The organism is Dorea amylophila, assembly GCF_025567265.1.
In the GTDB taxonomy this organism is placed as follows: Bacteria; Bacillota; Clostridia; order Lachnospirales; family Lachnospiraceae; genus Dorea_A; species Dorea_A amylophila.
In genome coordinates this window covers 22944-47100 of record NZ_JAOQJW010000007.1, presented here as the reverse complement: position 1 = coordinate 47100, position 24157 = coordinate 22944, and the positions used below count along the sequence as shown (strand labels likewise).

Here is a 24157-nt window from a genome sequence, read left to right as displayed (position 1 = left end):
TGGCAGAGTGAGGCGGTTTATAGCAGGAATATTGATGATTGTTTCGATTATTTTGCTTACTATCAGTATTTACTTTCTGATGGGAATGTTCATACAGGAAAGACAGGACAATCAGTTACAGCAAGAGTTGCAGGAACTTATGCAGGAGAAAGAGGACGAGCCGGGAGAAAATTCTTCCGGCGATTCTTTTATAGAAGTAGATGCTGGAATACTGGCATTGCATGAGGAAAATCCAGATTGTATTGGGTGGCTTACGATTGAGGGAACAAAGATAGACTACCCAGTTATGTACAGGCCCGGAGATAAGAATTATTATCTGCATCGGGATTTTAATGGGGACTACTCAGCAAATGGCTGTCTGTTTCTTGCTGAGGAATGTGTGCCGGGAGATTCAGACAACCTGATTATCTATGGGCATCATATGAACAGTGGGAAGATGTTTGCTGATCTTGAAAAATATAAAGACAAGGGATTTTATGAGGAGCATCCAACAATCCTGTTCCGTACCATATGGGGAAATGAACAGTATCAGATATTATCAGCATTTACAACACCGGTTTATACCGGAAATGACTTTAACTATTACAGTTTTATAAAAGCACAGAAAGGGGCAGATTATGAGTACTTTATTAGAGAAATTAAGCGAAAAGCAATCTATGAAACCGGAATCACAGCAGAATATGGGGACAAGCTGCTTACATTGTCCACATGCGAATATTCACAGCGGAATGGGCGTATGGTCGTGGTTGCAAAAAAAATTCAGCAAAATGAAAGCCGAGAAAGAACCGGAAGAATTTGAATTTGGCTGCGAAGATCTGACGAAGGACTGGTTTGATGAGATAAGTGATATGGAAGAACCGGAAGAGAAAATTAAGTGCGATGAAAATGATTTTTTTGATAATGAGCAGGACAGTGTAGAGCCGGATTCTAAACCAGATAAAGCAAGAACAGGAGGTATTTGGGACTGGGACAGCGAAGACTACTGGGCTTATGGGGAATCTGAAAGGTCACTTTTAGAAATGGCGCATAAGGATATGCTTTGTATTGCTGGTCTGTTAGAAGTAATGGATTCATTGGCTCTGCTTGCAGATACGCAGGGGCGAGAGTTACAGAGTGGTCTTTCTGATGTTTCAGTGAAATTAAAGGATAAGGCGATTGCCATTGAAAACAGATGGAACACGTTTCTGAACAAAAATTATGAAATCAGGAGATGATGACCATGCAGGAGCATGAATATAAAGCAAGGGATAAAACTGTCCAGAAGATGAGCCGGGATGGACTTCGGGAAGAAAATCTTCGCAGTAAAAAGGAGAAGCGAATTACCGGACGTGAGGAAGATGAGAAGAAGACAGCCGGACACAGAGAACAGGAACTGGATTTTGGAAAGGTAAGAAAGTCTCATATTGTAGAAGAGCCAGTAGAGGAAGGAACAGAGGGAAAACACAGGTTACAGTCAAGACACGCTTTTCTGGAACAGGAAAAAATTGCGGAAGCGGATGAAATGGAAAACTCAGAAATGAGTGAGGATAAGGCAGACGGGGAGAAATCTCCGTCTGTTTCACGTTCCAGACTTCGTAAAGAAAGTATCCGGGGACATCCGGGACAGGATGCTGAACGTGATTCTGAAACACCGGAACCAGACAGGCAGAGCCGAAAGAAAAAGATGGTCACAGCCTATGCAGCAAAAGAGCAGAAACGCTACCATGAAAAGTCAGAAGTTGATGAAAAATCAATGGAAGATTTTCGGGAAGAGATCAAAGTCAAGACGAAAAGGGAACAGACGCTAAAAGAACAGAAGAAATCAAAATCCCGTCTTTCCTTTGAAGATGAAGGCAAAGGTATGATTCCAGGCAGTGGTATGGCAAGAAAGGGTGCAACCGTTGTTTCTGAAACGGCATCTGCCTATGGTCAGAAAAAGATCAGAGAGGATACCGACGATAATGCGGCTCTTGATGCAGCAGAGCAAATGGAACTTGCGGGAGAAAGTCTTGCAAGAAAGTCAATTTACGTCCGGGAACGGTTAAAAGAGAACCGGCAGAGAAATAACCGGTTAAGGGAATCTGTGCTGGAAGAAATGGAAAAATCCCGCTTGCAGTTTGGAACTAGTGCTTCCAATGAGGCAAAAAAGGCGGTTCAGAAAGAAGCAGAGCAGAAAAAACAGTCTGCCTTAAAGAAATTACTGCAGAAAAAGCGTTACCAGAAACAGTATCAGGCTGCGAAACAGGGAAAGGCTGCGAAAGACGCAGTGTTTGTAAATGCACAGCGATTTACGGAGAAAGCCAAGGCAGCAGTCAAGGAGATTGTGGCGCAGAACCGGAATATCCTTCTGACGATAGGAGTTATGGTTCTGCTTTTTGCATTGATGGCAACGAGTCTGTCAAGTTGCGCTGCATTATTCCAGGGAGGTTCCAATGCCATTATTTCTACCAGTTATTCCAGTGAGGATGAAGATATTTATGCTGCGGAAAACGCTTATGTAGCATTGGAAAATGCACTGAATGAGCAGATCAATCAGATGAAGGCAAACCATTCTGACTATGATGAGTTCCAGTTCCAGATTGATGAGATTGGACACAACCCGTATCAGCTTATTTCTTACTTGACAGTCAAGTATGGCGGTTTTACCTATGCAGAGGTTGCAGATGAGATTCAGGAGATTTTTAAGGAACAGTATGGGTTGTATACGGACTCGACACGAGAAACTGTAACAGAAAAGAAAAAGGTCAGGGTTGGGGAATCACTGGGACAGGTGGTTACCAGCGGATATTGTAACTGTTCAATCTGTTGCGGGCAGTGGAGTGGTGGTCCGACTGCAAGTGGCGCATATCCACAGGCTAATCATACGATTGCAGTAGATGCTTCCAATCCATTTGTGCCAATGGGAACCCATGTCATTATGAATGGAGTGGAATATGTAGTAGAAGATACGGGAGCATTTGCAAGATATGGTGTTCAGTTTGATGTATATTATGGCGATCATGCTTCTGCATCAGCACATGGGCATCAGACCTGGGAAGCATACATAGCAGACAGCAACGGAAGTCAGGAAGTGGAAGTAACAACGACAAGAGAAGTGAACCGTCTGGATGTAACACTCACGAACCATAATCTGGATGCAGTTTTAAGAAACCGTATGACGGATAAAGAGCAGGAGCAGTATGACGCTTACAACAAATACTATGGAAATCGTGATTATCTGTTTGACATTAACAGTATTCCGACAGGCGGGGCGGGCTTTGGATATGATATTCCGGCAGAAGCACTTTCTGATCCGCAGTTTGCCAAGATGATTCGGGAAGCAGAAAAATATCTGGGTTATCCGTATGTGTGGGGCGGTGCATCTCCATCTACCAGTTTTGATTGTTCCGGTTTCGTATGTTGGGTAATCAATAACTGCGGAAATGGCTGGAATGTAGGAAGAACAACGGCAGATGGGCTTCGGTCTTATTGCTCCTATGTATCTCCATCTGATGCAAAGCCGGGAGATCTGATCTTTTTCCAGGGAACTTATGATACGCCGGGAGCGAGCCATGTTGGAATTTATGTAGGAAATAATATGATGATCCATTGTGGAAATCCGATTCAGTATACAAGTATTGCAAGTTCTTACTGGCAGCAGCATTTTATGGCATTTGGCAGGATTCATTAGAAGGGAGTAGACAAACATGAATATGCGATTGAAAAAGGTTCTGGATGATATTCAGAAAACAGAAGATAAGATTTTGGAGTTACAGGAATATGTAAAGAAACTGAAAATCCAGAAAAAGCAGATGGAGGATGCAGAAATCATCAAGGCGATCCGTTCCATGAAAATGGACAGCCGGGAGATGCTGACTTTTCTGGATGGGATTCAGAACGGAACAGTTACCATGCAGTTTGATGAGGAGGGCAATCTCTCTATGGACAGTTCCGAAACAGATGCAAAGAAAGAAGAGAGTCTGGAGAGAAATGTGGCAACCGGACAGGTAGAAGAAAGTGAGGATTTGGAAGATGAAGAATAAGGTAATGAAAAAAATTTTGATGGTCATGCTGTCAGCTACGATGCTGATTGGTTCTGCCAGTGTGACTGTTTTTGCACAGGCAAATGAAAATGCAGAGCAGACCGAAGCAACAGAGCAGGTCATAGAAGAACAGCCTGCAGAGCAGCCTGTCACAGAAGGAACACCGTTTTCTACACCGGGAAACGGACAGCTTGTGGATGATAAGGAGAATGACAGTACCAAGCAGTTTCTGACTGTACAGACAAAGAATGGAAATACCTTTTATATGGTCATTGACCGTTCCGGTACTTCTGAAAATGTGTACATGATGTCACTTGTGGATGAAAATGACCTGGCAGAGTTCTTAGATGAAACCAAAGAAACGGAAAAGAAAGAGGAATCTGCGGTTGTTCTTCCAGAAACGACTACAACACCAGAACCGGAAACTACAGCACAGCCGGAAACAGAGGTAAAGCAGGAATCTGGCATTAACAAGATGATTGGCTGGATTGCTTTGGGAGCAGTTGCAACGCTGGCATTGGGTGGTCTTGGCATGTTCGCTTTTGGAAAATTGAGAAAGAAAAAAGAGGACGGCATTGTAGAGGAAGGTCTGGAATTTGCTGATGACAGTTACATCAATGAAGATGAAGAAAATGCAGAGAATCAGCAGAAATAACAAAAAATCATAAGGTATGGAGAAAGGGCAGTTCTTTTGGGACTGCCTTTTTGACAGGAACAGGAGGAAAATATGGCAAAATTTTTAGTGATTGCAGAGAAACCAAGTGTGGCACAGAGCCTTGCAAAGAATTTATCTGCATTTCAGAGAGCGGACGGCTATCTGGAAGGGAACAGTTGCATTGTCAGTTGGTGCCTGGGACATCTGGCAGAATATGCACCACCAGAAATTTATGATGAAAAATATGAAAAATGGCAGTTTGAGGATTTACCGATCATCCCGGAAGTATGGAAAGTGCAGGTATCAGAGGATAAAAAGAAGCAGTTTGAAGTATTGTGCAGCTTAATGAATCGGGAAGATGTGGCGTATCTGGTCAATGGCTGTGACGCCGGGCGAGAGGGAGAACTGATTTTTAAAAGAGTTTATGATCTGGCAGGCTGTCAAAAACCAGTGAAGCGTCTGTGGATCAGTTCAATGGAAGATGAAGCAATTCAGAAAGGCTTCCAGACCTTAAAGGACGGGAAAGAATACGCAGGTCTTTGTAATGCTGCGGTGTGCAGAGCGCAGGCAGACTGGCTGATCGGAATGAACGCAACGAGAGCCTATACAACCAGATATTTTAAACGCCTGGTGGTCGGCAGGGTACAGACACCAACGCTTTCCATGCTGACAGAAAGAAAAGAGAAAATCGAGCATTTCAAGAAAGAAGCCTATTATAAGGTTTCTCTGTCAGATGGGAAACTTACAGTAACATCAGAAAATATCCAGTCTGAAGCAGAAGCAGACGAATTAAGAAAACTTTGTGATGGGGAAGAAGCAATGGTTACAAAAGTAAAAAAGGCGCAGAAACGAATTTCATCGCCGAAACTTTATGATCTGACCAGTCTGCAGAGAGAGGCGAACCGTTATTTTGGATACACCGCTCAGAAAACACTGGATATGCTGCAGGAACTGTATGAGGAAAAGATGGTTACATATCCGAGAACGGATAGCCAGTATGTAACGGAAGATATGAAAGAAACGGTAGAAACACTTGCAGATGAAATGACAGATTTTCTCCCATTTTTGAAATCTGAACAGTCTGGAGGAAATGCAGAGCGTGTAATCAATAATACAAAAGTATCAGACCACCATGCAATCCTGCTGACAAAAGAGGCAGTAGAAAAAGGTATGGGAGGACTTTCAGATGGAAAGAAAAATCTTATGATGCTGATTGGACAGCAGCTTGTACAGGCAACCGGAGAAGATTACCTTTATGAGCAGACTGAAATTTCTGTACAGTGCAAAGAACATGAATTTGCTGCGAAAGGAAAGCTGCCTGTGCAGATGGGATTTAAAGAAGTGGAAGAAGCCTTTCGGAAATATTGTGTGAAGGATAAGAGATCTGATGAACCAGATAATAAGACAGGACTTCCAGAAGGGTATGAGGAGGGAATGATTCTTGCTTCTGTGAAAACAGAGAAGAGTACCCATTACACTTCCCCACCGAAGATGTTTACCGAAGATACTCTGCTTGCTGCGATGGAAACAGCGGGAAATAAGGAATTTGATTCTGAAACAGAGAAAAAGGGACTTGGGACACCGGCAACCAGAGCTAATATTATTGAGAAACTGGTATCTTCCGGGTATGCAGAACGTAAAGGAAAACAGATTCTTCCTACGGCGGCAGGCTGTGAGCTGATTCATGTAATGCCGGAGAATCTGAAATCTGCAAGCCTGACAGCAGAATGGGAGAATCAGCTTCTGATGATGGAAAAGGGAAAAATTCGGGATGATGAATTTATGGATGGGATTGTATCTATGATTACTGAGATCCTTTCTGTATGCAGGGCGATTCCGGAAGAAGAACGAAGTCGTTTTCAGACTGCAAGGGAAGTAATCGGGAAATGTCCAATATGCGGTTCCGATGTATATGAGGGTAAGATCAATTATTACTGTTCTGACAGAAGCTGTCCGTTTGCTTTATGGAAGTCAAATAGGTTTCTGGAAAGTATGAAAAAATCAATGGATAAAAAGATGGCTGTGGAGCTTCTGAAAAGGGGACGTACTCATGTAAAAGGACTGTATTCCAAGAAAAAAGACAGCAAATTTGATGCTGACCTTGTACTTGGGGTGGAAGATGGAAAAGCCAGATTCAGTCTGGAATTTCCTAAAAAGAAAACAAACAGCAACAAAAAGAAAAAATAAAGAACTGACGGAAGGAGGAATAAGGTTATGGCTCGATTGGAAGATATAAGAGGTCTTGCAGAAGCACATGCATCCAGTATCAGCAGTTCGCCCAGGGACTGGATGAACTATCTGGATACCGCAGCCAGATTATACCGATACCCATTTATGGATCAGCTTCTGATTCATGCACAGCGTCCACAGGCAACTGCCTGTGCGTCGCTGGAATTATGGAATCAAAAAATGTTCCGGTGGGTAAACAGAGGGGCAAAAGGAATTGCCCTTATAGATGAAACCACGCAGAAAACAAGACTTCGATATGTATTCGATGTTCAGGATACCCATATGGTAAATGGTGGAAGAACACCGTATCTGTGGAAACTACAGGAAGAACAGCAGGAAGAGGTATTGCTTCACCTGGAAGAAGTTTATGGATTGGAAGCGAAAGATACGAAAAATCTTTCTGACGCTTTGATGGCAACCGCTAGGTATATGGTGGAGGAAAATCTGGAGGAGTATCTGGATGGTCTGTTGTATGTGACAGAGGGAACCTATCTGGAAGAACTGGATGAAGATACCATCCGCAGTGAGTTCCGAAGTCTGTTGACGGACAGCATTTATTATACACTTGCTTCCAGATGCGGACTTGATCCAATGGAACGGCAGGAGGAAATGGATTTTGTACATATTACAGATTACAATCGCCTCTCTGTGCTGACATTCATTGGAAATGCCACAAGCAGAGCGAGTGAATCAGTTCTGGTGGATATTGGAAGATATGTACATCGCATTTCATTAGAAGAAATGAAAAAAGGTATTGAAAATTCAGAAGAAAGGAATTATAATAACTTTAACACGTTAATTCGTGAAAACAAAGAAAACAACGATACTATTACAGAAAAAGAATATTCACAGGAAAATGAAGGAGGAAATGAGAATGGCACTGACATATTATCGAAAAGGGGATTATCTGTTTCCAAACCTGACAATTCAGGAAACAGAAGCACAGATCGGGAAATACGGAATGCTGCGGAGGACATTTCTGAAGGAGTACAAGAACAGCCTGTACCAGAGCCTGTTGCTGACCGGGAAATTGAACAGCCATCTGGAGGAGATCGAGAAAGCGGCACAGGAGAGATTGGAAGTACTGATGGAGAAACTGTTGGAGAAGAATCCGGCACCGTCGAAAGAGGAGAACCCGATGGCGTGGACAGCACATATGAACAGTCTGACGGCAACAGCGGAAGAGAGCATCTTGACGGAATTGGTATACAGTTAATTGAAGATACAAGTGAAGATCAGTTAAGTAAAGCAGAGGAAGAAATTGCCTCTGCTTTATCTTTGCCAGAACTTCCGTCTGTAAATGAACAGAAACGAGAAATTGAAAACAGAGTAGCTGCCCTTTATGCAGGAGAGATTGCCATTCCAAGTGAAGTGGTCGATGAGGTTTTAAGAACCGGAGGAAACCGAAGCAAGAGCCAGCTTCGTATTATCTATAATTTTATGAGCGAACAGACACCGGAGGAATATACGGAGTTTGTGAAGCGGGAGTATGGGACTGGTGGAAAAGGCTTTGAAATCAATGGTATGGAGTATTCGGTCTGGTTTGATGAAACCGGATTGCAGATTGCAGTAGGACATACGGTTACGGATCAGATTCTGGATAAGGTGTTTTTATCCTGGGAAGATGTGAGTGGACGTATCCATCAGCTTTTGAAACAGGGTGAATATGCACCGCAGTCTGTACTCGATGTTGCAAGGGAGAACGCAGTAAAGGAACATGCCCAGGCACTTGCCTATATGAAAGCGGATATGGCAGAGGGTGTAGCGGAACTTGTTTTTGATGAAGAAGATTTACCATATCTTCGCAGTATTTATCCGGAAATAACAGATTATCTGGAAGAAAAGTTGTCAGATTCGCAGTGGCTGTCAGATATGAATGAGCGTCTGGAAGGACTGGCAATGGCTTATGAGGAAGATAGAAGCATTATGCGGTTCCGTACCTATAACCCAGTCAGAATATCCAGTCAGTTCCAGAAATTTGCAGCAGAAGTGGTTCCATACAGTGCCAGGGAGGAATTTGCATGGCAGGAACATAAGGTGTTTATTACTCAGGATGAAATAGACTCTTTTCTTGCCGGTGGAGGTCCTTATTCTGATGGCAGGCTTTCTACCTATTCGTTTTATCTTCTGAATGAAGATGATAAAGCGAGAACAGATTTTATTAAGGAAAAATACGGTACAGGTGGTTGTAGCCACGCTTTATGTGGTGCAGATAATTCCCATGCAGATTATGACGGAAAAGGGTTGAAACTGGAGAGAGGAACCTATGGGAATCCAGATACTTCGGTGTTGCTTCCCTGGGCAAAAGTGGCGAAAAGAGTCGGTTATCTGATTGATAATCAACAGTTTTTACATTCTGCTGATTATTCCCGTATGCCAGATTATGAAAGGGAACGAATTGCAGGGAAAGTGATCAGCTTTTATGCAAGACTGCCAGAAGAAATTGAGCGTCCATTTAAACAGGATTTCTTCAATGAAGAAGCAAAAAAAGAATTACCTGCTATGCTGAATGATTCGGAACAGGCACAGAAACTGTTACAGGCGATGGACGATGCACTGGCAATGCTGCCATTGAATTTTGAATCAGTAAATGAAACTTATGAGAAGAAATTACAGCTTTTAACAGAAGTACATCAGTATGTGGAGGGCAGCTATACGATTTTCCCGGCACAGGAAGTAGCAGAGCAGACGGAAGGCTTGACAGGATACCAGATGTCTTTATTTGACATTATGAGTAATTCTGAACCAGAGGAAATTACGGAAGAACTGGAAGTAGAAGAATCGGCTGCAGAAGTGGAAGAGATACAGAATGAAGAACCAGAGGCAGATCCGCATATGTCCTTTGAAGAAGCAAAAGAATTGTGGGAAGATGGCTTTTATGAGGATGATTATGTATTAAAAAGTCGTGTAGGCGAACTGATCTATGACAGTATGGATACAGTTGGAAAATCTGTAGAGGATTTTTCCGAGGAACAGATGGCGGTTATCCGAAAGCTGGCTGAACAGGAGCGTATGTTAGAACCAGTATTGAATCCAGACTTTTCACCGGAACAGATGCAGTTGGTTTCTGACATTTCGGAAAAACTCTGGAATGATAATGGCAGATGGCAGGAGGATATGATCGAGCCATATACAGATCATGTCATGAATCCAGAAGAAATTACCAGAGTACGACAAGAACTGGATTTACAAGAATCAGAGTCTGAGTCAGAAGATGTAGTTGTACAGGAACAGTGGGACGAGAATGTATTTGAATATCAGGGGTATCATTTTGAACCAGTGGGGATTCTTCCGCAAGGTCTGGAAGGGAAAGAACTGGTAAACCAGACAAGAGGAAATACAGAATTACATTTGACTACCTACGAGCGAGAAGATGATATTTTATATTCCTATGCAGGATTTTACGAAGCAAGTGGTTCATCAAAAGCTGATATTTTCCGGTGTATGGAAACTGGACGAAATTATATTCCAGGGGAGAACGAACTGTTTGGCTATGAGGGAGAATTTTTGCCATATCTGCAGAATGAACAGGTGCAGGAACAGGAACCTCATAACTTCCATATTACGGACGATGACCTTGGTGCTGGCGGTCCGAAGGCAAAGTTTAAAGCAAATATGGAAGCTATCCGGCTACTGAAAGAACTGGAACAGGATCAGAGATTAGCAACACCGGAAGAACAGGAAGTGTTGTCGAGGTATGTTGGATGGGGCGGTATTCCCCAGGCTTTTGAAGAAAGAAACAGTGCCTGGGCAGAGGAATATACACAGTTAAAAGGAGTCCTTACGCCAGAAGAATACAGTGCAGCAAGGGCATCAACGCTGAACGCTTTTTATACTTCTCCAACAGTCATCAAGGCAATGTATGAAGCACTTGGAAACATGGGACTGAAACAGGGAAATATCCTGGAACCGTCCTGTGGAGTAGGAAACTTTATGGGACTTTTACCGGAAAGTATGAGTACCACAAATATGTATGGTGTAGAGCTTGATCCGATTTCCGGGCAGATTGCAAAGCAGCTTTACCAGAAGAACAGGATTGCAGTACAGGGATTTGAGGAAACCAGTTACCCGGACAGCTTTTTTGACTGCGTAATCGGAAATGTACCGTTTGGGGCATACCAGGTCAGTGATCGCAAGTATGACCGATACCATTTTATGATCCATGACTATTTTATTGCAAAATCTTTAGACCTGCTACGTCCCGGAGGAGTGGTGGCAGTTGTCACATCAAGCGGTACGATGGATAAACAGAATCTGGAAGTCCGACAGTATTTTGCAAATCGGGCAGACCTGCTTGGGGCGATTCGCTTACCGAACAATGCTTTCCAGAGAAATGCCAATACCAGTGTGGTTGCGGATATTCTGTTTTTCCAGAAAAGGGACAGGGCTGCGATCACAGAGCCAGACTGGGTACAGTTAAAAACCACACCAGAAGGATATACGGTCAATTCTTATTTTGCTGACCATCCGGAAATGGTGCTTGGGGATTTTACAACAGAAAGTACCCAGTACGGAAAACAGGAAGTAACGGTAAAGGCAAAAGAGGGAGCAGATCTGGCTGAGCAGTTAAAAGAAGCGGTGAAGCATATCCAGGGAACCATCACAGAGCAGGAGATTTCGGATACGGAACTGGAAGAACAGGTGGTATCCATACCGGCAGATCCGGACATTAAGAACTTCAGCTTTGCACTTGTCGGAGAGGATATTTATTACAGGGAAAATTCTGTTATGAATAAGATGGAACTTCCCGTTGTGACAGGCGAACGTGTCAGAGGGATGGTTGCGATCCGGGATGCAACAAACAGACTTCTGGAACGGCAGTTGGAAGAATGCAGTGATGAAGAGGTTGCCAGCTTACAGGCTGAGTTGAATCAGGTTTATGACAGTTTTACTGCCAAGTATGGACTACTCAGCAGCAATGCAAATAAAAGAGCGTTCAGCATGGACAGCAGCTATTGCCTTTTGACTTCCCTTGAATTTCTGGATGAAAAGGGCGAGTTGAAGCGGAAAGCAGACATATTTACGAAAAGGACGATCCGCAGGGCAGAGCCGGTAACATCGGTAGATACTGCAAGTGAGGCACTGGCGGTATCTATCGGGGAAAAGGCGAAAGTGGATATTCCTTATATGATGGAGCTTACAGGGAAAACAGAGGAAGAGGTCACAGAGGAGCTTACAGGTGTTATCTTCAAAAATCCGCTTACAGATAAATGGGAGCCATCCGACGAGTATCTTTCCGGGAATGTCAGGGAGAAGCTGAACGTTGCAAGGCAGTTTGCAGAAAACCATCCGGAATATATGGTCAATGTGCAGGCACTGGAACGGGTACAGCCGAAAGACCTGGATGCTTCCGAGATTGAAGCAAGGCTTGGTGCAACATGGATTTCTCCGGACTATATTACAGAGTTCATGGCAGAAACATTCCATACACCACGACACCATATCAATTATGAGCGTATTAAAGTGCAGTATGCGGAAGTGACTGGACAGTGGAATGTAAAGGGAAAGAATGTGGATAGCAGCAATAATCCACTTTCCACATCAACTTATGGAACACAAAGGGCAAATGCTTATAGATTGTTGGAGGATGCGTTGAATCTGCATGATACAAAAATTTATGACACAATACATGATGCGGATGGGGAACACCGGGTACTGAACCGAAAGGAAACTACTCTGGCGCAGCAGAAGCAGGAACTGATCCGGGAGGAATTTAAAGAGTGGATCTTTAAGGATATGAGCCGACGGGAAACGCTCTGCAAGATTTATAATGAACGGTTTAACAGTGTAAGACCAAGAGAATATGATGGCAGTCATATCCAGTTTGTCGGAATGAATCCGGAAATTAAGCTGATGGAGCATCAGAAAAATGCGGTGGCACATATTCTTTATGGAAATAATACCCTGCTCGCACACTGTGTAGGTGCAGGCAAGACATTCCAGATGATCGCAGCTGGTATGGAGAGCAAGCGTCTGGGACTGGCACAAAAGAGCCTTTATGTGGTTCCAAACCATTTGCTGGAACAGTGGGGAAGCGATTTTTTACGCTTGTATCCGGGAGCAAATGTTCTGGTGGCAACAAAGAAAGATTTTGAACCGGCAAACAGAAAACGGTTCTGTTCCAGAATCGCAACAGGGGATTATGATGCGGTTATTATTGGACACAGCCAGTTCGAAAAAATCCCGCTTTCTAGGGAAAGACAGATTGCATTGCTTGAAGATCAGATTGCAGATATTACATTTTCTATTGAATCAGCAAAGACGCAGGTTGGAGAGCAGTATACCGTTAAACAGATGGAAAAGACGAAGAAAACCCTGAAAGCAAAACTGGAAAAATTAAATGACCAGACACGAAAAGATGATGTTGTGACTTTTGAGCAGTTAGGCGTGGACAGGCTGTTTGTGGACGAGTCACATTATTACAAAAATCTTTTTTTATACACTAAAATGCGGAATGTGGCAGGCATTTCACAGACCGATGCACAGAAAAGTTCAGATATGTTTATGAAATGCAGGTACATGGATGAGATTACCGGGGGAAAGGGAATTACGTTTGCAACGGGAACACCCGTATCAAACAGTATGACCGAATTATACACCATTATGAGATACCTCCAGTATGATACTTTAATGAATATGGGAATGGGGCATTTTGATTCGTGGGCAGCTACTTTTGGAGAAACTGTTACGGCAATCGAATTGTCACCGGAAGGGACGGGCTATCGTGCAAAAACACGATTTGCCCGTTTCTTTAATCTTCCGGAACTGATTTCCATATTTAAGGAAACAGCAGATATTCAGACTGCGGACATGTTGAATCTTCCTGTACCGGAAGCAGAATATATCAATGAAGTATTAAAACCGAGCGATGAGCAGAAAGAAATGGTGGAAGCATTTTCAGAACGTGCAGAGCAGGTTAGGGGAGGTGCGGTAGATCCAAGGGTAGATAACATGCTCAAAATTACCAATGATGGAAGAAAATGTGCATTAGACCAGAGGCTTTTAAATGATATGTTGCCAGACGCAGGGAAAAGCAAGGTAAATGCCTGTGTGGAGAATGCTTTCCAGGTATGGGAGGACGGAAAAGATACACAGGCTACCCAGTTAATCTTCTGTGACCTCAGTACACCGAAAACTGACGGAACGTTCAATGTTTATGATGATGTAAGAAACAAGCTGGTGGAACGGGGAATCCCGAAAGAGCAGATCGCATTTATTCATGAATACAATACGGAAGTAAAAAAAGCGGAGTTGTTTGCAAAGGTGCGGGCCGGGCAGGTAAGAATCCTGATGGGTTCCACTCCGAAACTCGGCGCTGGTACCAACGTCCAGGACAGACTACTTGCACTGCATCATCTGGACTGCCCCTGGAAACCGTCCGACTTGGAACAGCAGGAGGGACGTATTCTCAGGCAGGGAAACCAGAATGACAAGGTAAAAATCTTCCGGTATGTAACGGAAAATACGTTTGATTCGTACATGTGGCAGATTCTGGAAAACAAGCAGAAGTTTATTTCACAGATCATGACCAGTAAATCCCCGGTGCGTGCCTGTGAAGATGTAGATGATACAGCTCTGTCCTATGCAGAAATCAAAGCACTGGCAACAGGAAACGAGTACATCAAAGAAAAAATGGATCTGGATGTGCAGGTAAGTAAACTGAAACTTTTGAAAGCAAACCACACCAGTCAGATCTATCGTCTGGAATCGGATATTGCAAAGCGGTATCCGGTACAGATTACAGCATTAAAAGAGAAGATTGCCGGTATGCGTGTGGATGCAGATGTAGTAAAAGGAATAGATTTGCAGGATAATGACCACTTTGCAATGACAGTTGGTGGAAAGCTGTATACCGATAAAAAAGAAGCGGGAGTTGCACTCATTTCAGCAGCATCCGGCTTGAAGTCCGTAAAATCAGCAGGGCAGATCGGAGAATATCATGGTTTTGCACTTTCTTCAGAATACAATTTCCTGTCGAATACTTATACCCTGACGATCAAGGGAAAATGTTCTTATAAGATTGAGTTCGGAAAGGATACTCTGGGCAATATCCAGAGGATTCATAATGCACTTTCTGCAATCGAGAAAAAGCTGGCAGATACCGAGCAGAATCTGGAAACGGTACAACAGCAGTTAAAGACCGCACAGGAAGAGGTGCAGAAGCCATTCCCGAAAGAAGCGGAACTGAGTGAAAAAATGGAACGTCTGGCAGAACTAAATGCCATGCTGAACATGGATGAGAAAGGGGGAGAAAATCTTCTGGCAGATGAGGGCATTGGGGAAAATCCGGAAGTAAACGTGACAGAGGAACGACAGGACAGAATTGCTGACAGTGTTCATAAAACATCTATTCTGGAAAGACTGAAAGAACAGAAACAGCAGGAGCAGACAGGCGAAATACAGCAGAAACCAAAAAAGAAACACGAACAGGAGTTATAAAGGGTATCCCGTCAGAGTGACCATAGCTTTGGCGGGATTTTTCTATGGAGGGTTTGATTATGGCAAACAGAGAAGAACAGTTAAAGCAGATTACAGAGCAGTTGGAACAGGGTGTTGCAGAAATATTCACATCAGAAAAATATACGGAATATCTGAATACAATGGCAAAGTTCCATAATTACAGTTTTAATAATACATTGTTGATCGCTATGCAGAAACCGGAAGCAACACTGGTAGCGGGGTATCAGGCATGGCAGAAGAAATTCAACCGACAGGTAAAAAGAGGGGAAAAAGGCATCCAGATTATTGCCCCGGCTCCGTTTAAAGAGAAACAGGAGATTGAAAAAACTGATCCGGAAACAGGCGAGATTGTGATTGGGAAAGATGGACAGCCGGAAACAGAAGTAGTAGAGCGTGTTATTACAAAATTCCGGGTTACGACAGTATTTGATGTCAGCCAGACCACAGGAGAACCGATTCCAGAGTTTGAGGTATCAGAACTGGATGGAGATGTTTTGATCTACCATGATTTTATGGAATCATTAAAAATGGTTGCCCCGGTTCCTATCCGTTTTATTGAGATTGATGGGGAGGCGAAAGGCTTTTATCAGCTTGTCGATAAATATATTGCTATCCAGCCTGGCATGAGTGAGGCACAAACCATGAAAACAGCGGTGCATGAAACCGCACATGCAGTATTGCATGATCGTGATCAGATGGAAGTAGAGGGCATCGTAAAAGATCAGCTTACAAGGGAAGTAGAAGCAGAAAGTGTTGCCTATGTGGTATGTAACCATTTCGGACTGGACACATCGGAGTATTCTTTTTCCTATATTGCAAGCTGGTCTTCCGGTAAAAATATGAAAGAGCTTCGTGCTTCTATGGACACCATCCGTAAGACTTCTGCTGATATGATCGGACAGATTGAGGAAAAACTCAAAGAACTTCAGATAGAAAGAGCAGAGCAGGAAGCAGATGTTGTGGAGCAGACAGAAGAAATGAGTGCCATGCAGTATGCAGAACAGACTATTAATCGTCTGGAGCAGGAACGGACGATTTTCAGCAATGACCAGAGAAATCTTATCGTGAATTTTGCTTATAAACTGGATGATAGGGAAGCAATGGAAAAACTGGCAGAGAATCTTGCAGAATCTATTCTGGATGGAAACAAAGAAGCGGTACAAAAATTGATTGGAGAAGCGGAGGAACAGATTGAAAGTCTGCCGGATTCGATGATTGGTTTATCAGAATTGCATGAAGTCGGATTTTATTCAGAAAGTATGCTTCCGCTTACCAGGGAACGGGCAGTGGAATTGCACCATGAGGGAGTAACGGTTTATGGACTGACCGGAGCAGTTGGTGGTCAGGAACAGTCGCAAAGAATTATGAATCTGGAATTGGATATTTTACAGCATGACGGGTTATTCGGAGTGACGAAATTTGAATGGGAAAATTACCGGAGAAGTCAGGAAACGATTATGACACCGGAAGAAAAAGCAAAGATCAAAGAAACGCTTCTTCTGGAAAGTGATGGAAAACGTTATGGTATTTATCAGATTAACAGTGGACAGGAAGAAAGAGGGTATCAGTTTTTAAGTCTGGAAACGGCAAAAGAAATGGGATTTACCGTAGATGGCAAAGACTATCAGATGGTTTACAGTGAAAGACTGAGAGATGCTACGACACTGGACAATCTCTTTGAGCGATTTAATATAGAGCGTCCAAACGATTTTACCGGACATTCCATGTCAGTCAGTGACGTGATCATTATGAACCGGGGTGGAAGATTAGCCGCATACTATGTAGATTCCTTTGGATTTACAGAATTGCCGGACTTTGTGGCACAGAGAGTTGAAATGTTAAATGATAATCCGGTAAAAGCATATCCAGAAGTTTATATGGGAACTTTGGAAAAAGCTATGCAGGAGAGAAATGTAGATGCTTATCTGGATTCCAGAAAACTGAACATTGATTGTAAAAATGCTATCGAACAGGCAATCGCAGAGGGATTCAACGGTATGCGTTTAAATCCAGATGTTGCAGTAGGTGTGATTGAAAAATACGGGGAAGAACGGGTTGCATTTGTTCTGGCAAATACATTGAAACAGCTTTCTTATGATGGTAGATTTTCTGATGGCAATAAACGGTGGGCAGATGGCATTGATATTCCGGAAAATATCAGCCGGGGAATGGATCTGAACAGGGACTATATTGTGGGCAGCCATCCTGCAGTCCTGAATGGATTTATTGATATGGCAAGAAAAGAAATCCGTACCCGGAAACTGGAAGAGGTGCTTGGTGTGAAAAATCAGCATATCACTGAAACTACAAGAGGGTATGAAGCAGAAGGACATACAGGCACCTGGTATGCGATGGATATGAAAACATATCATGGGGAGCGATTCTTCCAGATGCGAAATGAGGAATACGGTCAGGACGTGGCAGATATTATCGTATCGGAAAATGGGACACTGGTGGCAGAGGACATCTGGCATGGATTTGATGAAGGAGCCAGGGAAGCTATTTCAGAATATCTGGAAGAAAATGGTGCAACGGTGTATGACCTGATAGATCTTCCAGACCAGGCAACAGTCATCTTAGCAGACGGAACAGTTATGAAAATCATGGAACAGCAGCCAATCAGTACAGATACATGGGAGCCGACACTGACCGGACAGAATCTGCGGGGTGAAGAACAGAAATTCAGCTTTTTCGAGATACATAAAGTCAGAGAAAATAATGGCATTGACCTGAAAATGCCAGAAAATCATTATATTGACCAATATTATGTGATCGAAGATCTGGCAGCAAAAGGTGGGATGAAGATCGAGAGATATAAGGATTTGGGAGCTGCCCTTGGAGCATATTACTCTCTGCCTAATCATAAAATGAAAGCTCTTGGAATTGAAAATACAGCACCGTTGCGAGGTAGTCTTGATTTTATTCAGTGTAAGAATGGAATAGATACATTGATTTATGATTGCCAGGAAGTGGAAGGATGGCTGAATCCGCAGATATACAATACTTTTAAAGAGATAGGAAACAGTCTGGCAGTGCATGATACAGAGATAGCATACCAGATTGGAGATCAGTATTTTACAATTCAGACGGTAGAAGATGGTTATGATTATACATTCTATGATAAAGATTATCTGGAACTGGATGGCGGCGTTTATGATGATCCGACTATTTCTATTACTGAAGCAATGGAGAATATTTTGGAAGATGAAGGACTTTCGATAGAAGATGCAAGCGTGATGGATTATGAAGAAATGTATGCAGAAATTGAATATGCAGAAGAAGAGAGACTGGAGAAGATACAATTTGAACGTACTTGCCCAAAGGCTTTTTTTGATGGTTATGACAGGGAAGCGGCATTAAAAAGTTATGAGGGAATAACCGTACAATTTAAAATGTCTGGTATGTATTTAACAGTGCAACCGACGGAGGATGGCTATAAATACCTGGTTTATGATCAGGAACTTCATGAAATTTCAGGAGATGCCTGTGGAAATCCAGAAGATTCTATTCAGAAAGCAATGTATGCCAGCTTGAAAAATGAAGGATTGGAAGATGTTGAATGTGTAAAAGTTGATGACAGGGAGTTTCGGGATAAGGTAATCAGTCATTCTAAAGAAGTGCTGGCCAGTGGAGATGTTCGATTCACTTCGGAACTTGGCAGATGTGAAACAGCATTGAATGGGATGGACAGGGCAGAAATTGAATATGAAGTTTTATTTCATGCAAGAGCTGTTCTGGAAGAAATGGGACTGGAAAATGAAGTTACATTGATTGGGGCGAGAGTACATGGTTCCAGAAGCAGAGATGACCTGTATCGTGCAGATTCTGATCTTGATGTGGTGCTTTCTTATCGAGGAAATATTCGAGAGGATAGTTTTTTTAACGAATTGAATTCGTATGGTATGGCAATAGCAGGCATTAAAGTAGACATTAACCCAATCTTAGAAGAAAGAATTACTTTGGCAGAGTATATAAAGGAATCGGAAGCCTATCTTGATCAGCAGGAAATCAGGAAACTCGCAGTGGACTTGGATAATTTTAGTTATGAATATGATACTTATGAATATAAAGATACCGTTGAAAATAGGGAAGAACAGGTTGAGAAACTCACAGAGGATATTTTGAACAAGGAGACAGCAGGTTTAAAAGACTGGCTGACTGAGGTGACAGAAGAATCGGATATAGACAGCGATGTAGTCACTGCCCAGTCATTACTTTCACGTCTGAAAAATGCAGAAACACTTTCTGTTTTTACCAGACAGCCAGAGCAGAAACAGCCGGAAGACACGATCACTTTTTATGTTGCGGAGTGTATGGAATTTCCTGTTATGGGTGAGTACCACGAAAATCTTACTTTGGAAGAAGCCTTACACATTTATGAAACCATTCCCGCTGAACGTATGAATGGGATAAAAGGTGTTGGATTTGAACTGCATGATGGAAGCGATTATGACGGACCGTATGATCTTATGCGACTGGGAAAAGTAGACCGGGAAGGTGTGGAGATGATTAAACACTATAAGGAAAGTCCATTAGTTCAGAAAGCAATGGATGATGTGGAAAAATATTTTGCCAGGAAGCAGGAACTTACAAAAAGAACAGAACAGGTAGTTGGAGATAAGCCTATACAGAAAGAAAATGTTTCACATCCAAAGAGCAGAAAAGAATCTGTTCTTCAGGCACTCCGGGAACGTCAGGCAAAAATAAAAGAGCAGGAACAGACTGCAACGAAAGAAAAATCCAGAACACATAAGAAGGGAGAGGTGTCATTATGATGGTAAGATTTGAGGAAGATGAATATATTGCTGTTGCGATTTTTGATGCGGGTGACAGGATTCAGACAATGAATGCTATGGATGAAATTTTTTCCTATCTGGATGAAGATATGAAGTATCTGATATTTACAACAATTCAGAAGCTGTATTATCTTAGCGATGAAGGATACAAAGAGCTGGAAAGAACCGTAGAGATTTATAAAGCAGACTTGGAGGTGGATGGAGAATGAGTAGAAGTCAGTTTGCAGTTTATCAGTTAAAAAAGAAGCCGGAATTGAGAAACCTTCTTTTCCGTACCTATGAAGAACTTGCACAGGATCAGATTCCTGTGCAGGTGAAAAATTATGAACAGGTGTATCTTGGAACAATGAAACCGGGAGAAACGCCAGAGCAGATAAAAAAGGAGCTGGAGAAGAAACAACCACATAATTATAAAGGTCATGCAATCAGTACCAGTGACGTGATAATCTTGAATGATAATGGTATCACGACTGTTTACTATGTAAATAAAGATGCTTTTATAGAGATTTCTGATTTTATGAAAGTTGCATCTTCGGAAAACGGTGGACTTACGAAGGATACGGTTGGCTATGAAATAGAGGGAAAAGACGGATCATGGGAAGTAATAGATTATCTGCTGGTAGAAGGCAAGAATTATTTCCTTATGGAACATGAGCAGTATGGGAAAGATGTTGCGTATGTAGTTTTGAACCAGGACGGCAAAGTGATTGTAGATAGCACATATAATGGATTTGATGATGCGGTAAAACAGAAAATTCTTGATTCTCTGCATCCGCCAGTGCAGGAACAGACAGAAAATAGTAAACCGAAACTGGATAACTGGCAGAAGTATCTGGAAAATGGGGAATACCTGAGAAGTGCGGAAATTACAGAGGAAGCAAATTATAATATGATTGACGGACTTAGAAATAATTCTGCACCGAAAGATAAAAAGAAGCGTCCAAAAGAATCCGTTCTTGCGAAGCTGAATGAGAAAAAGGAAGAAGTTGCCAAGCGTAGTGGACAGAAAGCAATGCAGCAGATAATGGGACAAGACGTGGAGCGTACAAAAAAATAAAAATGAGAGGCTAGTCACAGTTGTGGCTGGCTTCTTTTTTTGCATAGAAAAAGACTGGCCAGTGACGAATAATCAGTTAGGGCTAGTCTTTATAGTGTGTTGCAATATCTTCAATTTTACAATCCAGAATATTACAGAGAGTGTTGATGGTGTTCATACTGACACCTTCATTATTCTGCAAACGATGTATCAGGGACTTACTGAAATGATATTCTTTGTGAAGAGTGTATTTTGTGATACCTCTTTCCTGCATGGTAAGCCACAATTTATCATATTTAATCAACGGCTATCTCCACCTTTTTCTTGTCTTTCCCTCATTATAGGGTTAAGATAGAAAGTAACAAAGGTTCTGTTTTCGGAACCCATATCAATGAGGAGGAGATGGATTGAAAAAGCAGAGGATAAAAGGAATTGTACTGGTAGTTGTTTGTTTCATATGTGTATTGTGTATATGTAGTGGATTTTATAGAGTGCAGTCGAAGGAACTTTCGGAAATTCCTGATGCAGTCAATAGTACGAGATTTAACACTACGGAACATTTAACAGTTGTAGCAAATCAGGAGGAAATTGCTGATAAAAAGGAACTGGCAAAACAGATTATAAAAATGTGCAGGGAAAATTCTTTTCAGTCTATAAAGTTTTCTTATGATATGGTATGCCCGACAGAATTACAGATCAATGTATATAAGACGGAAAACGACTTTAACGATAATAAGCAATTCTGTGAGATAGCGTATTTATCAGATGAAGAAAATGGGGAATATGATATTATCCACAACCCTGAAAAATTTATATTGTATGTAGATGGAGAAAAGGTAGAATAGAGAAATAGAGGTTTGCTTCCCTGGATTTAAGGAAGAACCTCTATTTTTATGAAAAAAAGTCGGTTATGATTTTTCTTGTGTATGTTCACGCTGGCGATTTTGAACTTGTGAGGTTCCAAGAATAATATCTACATTGGAACACACTGTACGGAGTTCCCGTTCATGTTCCCGTCGGGCATTAAAGTCTTCACGTTGCATCGTCTGTAATTCTGTTAAGCGATTCTTTTCCTCACGCAGCATTTTTAATGTAGGAAGTTTATTGCCCTGTGATTTTTCTTTGAGTATTCGGAGGGCAGATTCATAGAGTGTAAGTTCTGCCCGGTGATCATCATAAAATTTTTCTTTGTTCCGACTTTTGCGGTAATCAGAATATATAGATTTATTGGCAAGATACTGTCCGGTATAATGAATCTGTTCATTGACATTCTTCAAAGTATTCTCTGTGGATTTTAGTGCATTTCTTGCATCAGTGCTTTGAGCAGAGGCATCGGAAAGAGCTGCATCTAAATCTGCCTTGGATTGAAAGCCATGTTCCTGTACATAGGCAACTGTCTGAGCCATCATTTTCAGGTTAGACAGTTTTACTTTTTGAGCATACGCCTGACTTTGCTGTGCTTTAATACAATGCTGCAAATCTGTTACCAACCGTAAATCAGATTTTATAAAGAGAAAAGTATGTGGAGCTTCTGTAGTTGTAGCAGTGTAGGCAGAAACTGTTGGAGTTGAAGAATTAACAACTTGAGAAATATCAGGAACCGGATTTTCAGTAATCTGTGAGGTAGAATTTTCTTGAAATATTTGCAGAAGATGTTTTTCCTCATAAAGCGTACCAAGGCTTCTTCCAGTAATGTATTTACTGCGATTGGGATGCAGGTAGCTGTATCTGCCACGACTGACTTTGAATGTAATATTATATTTTTCAGACAGCAATCTGGAAAAATCTTCTTGTGATATTGCCTGTGAAGCAACTGTATCAATCGCATCACGAAGATATTGCTTCTCGGTTTGAAAAGTAGTCTGCCTTGGAGTCAGCCCTTTCTTTTCAAGCTGTGCATTGTGTTTATCAAGTTTTTTTTGTCCTCTGCGTTTTGCCCAGTACTCTTTTTCAGATATTTTCCTTTCCGCAGGTGTTAGAAGGTCTACCTGGTTCAACCCATTGGCGGTACACATATCCATGACTTTTTGCTTTAAATAGATTCGGTATCTATCGGAAAGATGATGTTTATATCCAGCTTTTGAATCCCGGTCAAATTCCATATAGGGCTGAGGCTTAGTGTCATATTTGCGGATACTGTTGATTACAATATGCACATGAATATTGCCACTACCATTGTGACCGTCAGTGTGAGTACAGACAAGTGCCTGGTGTCCGGGAAAATTCTCTTTGGCATATTCTACGCCAAGTTGCTGCGCCAGTTCTCCAGTCAATCCATGTTCGTCCCGGTCTTTAGGATCGAAGCTGATGATATAGTGGTGTGACTTGATATCATTGTAAGATTGGTTCTTATGAAAATAAGCATTTGTTTCCTGACATTCCGCTGCAAAGGTAAATGGGTTGCAGTTTATTCCATCAAGATAGTATTCCTCACGAATAAGCATATGACCGTTTTCATCAAGGATAGGTTTCTGTGTATATTCGTCATGTTGAAAGATCAGATAACGTTCAGCTTCTCCATAATCTGCATTTTTACTTGCTATATGTTTCAGTATTGCCATGAAAGTCACCTGCCATTTCCATTACCTTATATTTCATTTCGTATAAATCTCGAAGTCGCTTATTTATTTCTCCTCGCATTTCCTGAGAAAGAATCCCACCCTGATTAAAATATTTTGCAATCTGATTGAGGTTGCTGCCTATCTTTCCAAACTCTGCGAGCAGTTTCTTTATTTCTGGAACATCAGCAACTATTTCAATTTTGGTCTGTACTTTTCCTTTTAAAACTTGTGTTCGCACATAAGAAGCCAATGACATATTAGCTTGTTTGGCGGCAGTTTCGATAATTGAAAATTCTGTCTCAGTGAAACGAACGGTAATACGATGGTTACGATACATTTCTTCTTTTTTAGGTCTTGTCATAACTTTAATCCTCCAGTTTTTTTTGTAAGTAAAATTCACAGTCTGCTGTGAAAGTTAA

At 41.9% G+C, this 24157-nt stretch carries 14 protein-coding genes; 11 read left to right on the top strand and 3 right to left on the bottom strand.

Going from position 1 to position 24157, the window contains the following annotated elements:
- Nucleotides 1-7: 7 nt before the first annotated feature.
- From srtB to OCV72_RS05600, 10 genes are all read left to right on the top strand, one after another.
- A complete protein-coding gene (gene srtB / locus OCV72_RS05650; protein ID WP_029730839.1) occupies nt 8-799 on the top strand; it encodes a class B sortase in 792 nt (263 codons plus the stop codon).
- Nucleotides 768-1214, top strand: a complete 447-nt coding sequence (locus tag OCV72_RS05645) for a hypothetical protein (RefSeq protein ID WP_055282532.1) — start codon at nt 768-770, stop codon at nt 1212-1214. The genes srtB and OCV72_RS05645 overlap by 32 nt, the downstream gene beginning before the upstream one ends.
- Before the next feature lie 5 nt (nt 1215-1219).
- Nucleotides 1220-3649, top strand: a complete 2430-nt coding sequence (locus OCV72_RS05640) for a C40 family peptidase (protein ID WP_055282530.1) — start codon at nt 1220-1222, stop codon at nt 3647-3649.
- 16 nt (nt 3650-3665) lie between these two features.
- On the top strand, nt 3666-4001 hold the full coding sequence (locus OCV72_RS05635; RefSeq protein WP_029730842.1) for a DUF4315 family protein: 336 nt from the start codon (nt 3666-3668) through the stop codon (nt 3999-4001).
- Entirely contained in the window at nt 3991-4656 is a 666-nt protein-coding gene (locus OCV72_RS05630) for a CD1107 family mobile element protein (RefSeq protein ID WP_055282528.1), read from the top strand. The genes OCV72_RS05635 and OCV72_RS05630 overlap by 11 nt, the downstream gene beginning before the upstream one ends.
- Before the next feature lie 72 nt (nt 4657-4728).
- Complete coding sequence (locus OCV72_RS05625; RefSeq protein WP_055282526.1) at nt 4729-6843, top strand: type IA DNA topoisomerase; 2115 nt, start codon at nt 4729-4731, stop codon at nt 6841-6843.
- A 27-nt stretch (nt 6844-6870) separates the two neighbouring features.
- Nucleotides 6871-15324, top strand: coding sequence for an Eco57I restriction-modification methylase domain-containing protein (locus tag OCV72_RS16605; protein WP_055282524.1), 8454 nt, complete (start codon nt 6871-6873; stop codon nt 15322-15324).
- A gap of 59 nt (nt 15325-15383) precedes the next feature.
- Nucleotides 15384-20120, top strand: coding sequence for a DUF3849 domain-containing protein (locus OCV72_RS05610; RefSeq protein ID WP_055282521.1), 4737 nt, complete (start codon nt 15384-15386; stop codon nt 20118-20120).
- Nucleotides 20117-20350: a transposon-transfer assisting family protein gene (locus OCV72_RS05605; RefSeq protein ID WP_029730849.1), complete on the top strand. Its 234-nt coding sequence runs from the start codon at nt 20117-20119 to the stop codon at nt 20348-20350. Before OCV72_RS05610 ends, OCV72_RS05605 begins: the two co-directional genes overlap by 4 nt.
- Nucleotides 20347-21198, top strand: a complete 852-nt coding sequence (locus OCV72_RS05600) for a YodL domain-containing protein (RefSeq protein WP_055282519.1) — start codon at nt 20347-20349, stop codon at nt 21196-21198. The genes OCV72_RS05605 and OCV72_RS05600 overlap by 4 nt, the downstream gene beginning before the upstream one ends.
- Before the next feature lie 82 nt (nt 21199-21280).
- On the opposite strand, the gene OCV72_RS05595 is transcribed toward OCV72_RS05600, so the two are convergent.
- Entirely contained in the window at nt 21281-21481 is a 201-nt protein-coding gene (locus tag OCV72_RS05595) for a helix-turn-helix domain-containing protein (RefSeq protein ID WP_029730851.1), read from the bottom strand.
- A gap of 103 nt (nt 21482-21584) precedes the next feature.
- On the opposite strand from OCV72_RS05595, the gene OCV72_RS05590 reads away from it, so the two are divergent.
- Nucleotides 21585-22022: a hypothetical protein gene (locus OCV72_RS05590; RefSeq protein WP_055282517.1), complete on the top strand. Its 438-nt coding sequence runs from the start codon at nt 21585-21587 to the stop codon at nt 22020-22022.
- 63 nt (nt 22023-22085) lie between these two features.
- On the opposite strand, the gene OCV72_RS05585 is transcribed toward OCV72_RS05590, so the two are convergent.
- Both OCV72_RS05585 and OCV72_RS05580 read right to left on the bottom strand, forming a co-directional pair.
- Nucleotides 22086-23738 (bottom strand): relaxase/mobilization nuclease domain-containing protein, encoded by a 1653-nt coding sequence (locus OCV72_RS05585; protein ID WP_055282515.1) that lies wholly within the window; start codon nt 23736-23738, stop codon nt 22086-22088.
- The gene (locus OCV72_RS05580; protein WP_055282513.1) at nt 23710-24099 is read right to left on the bottom strand and encodes a plasmid mobilization protein; all 390 of its coding nucleotides are present in this window, start codon (nt 24097-24099) and stop codon (nt 23710-23712) included. The genes OCV72_RS05585 and OCV72_RS05580 overlap by 29 nt, the downstream gene beginning before the upstream one ends.
- Between the last annotated feature and the right edge of the window lie 58 nt (nt 24100-24157).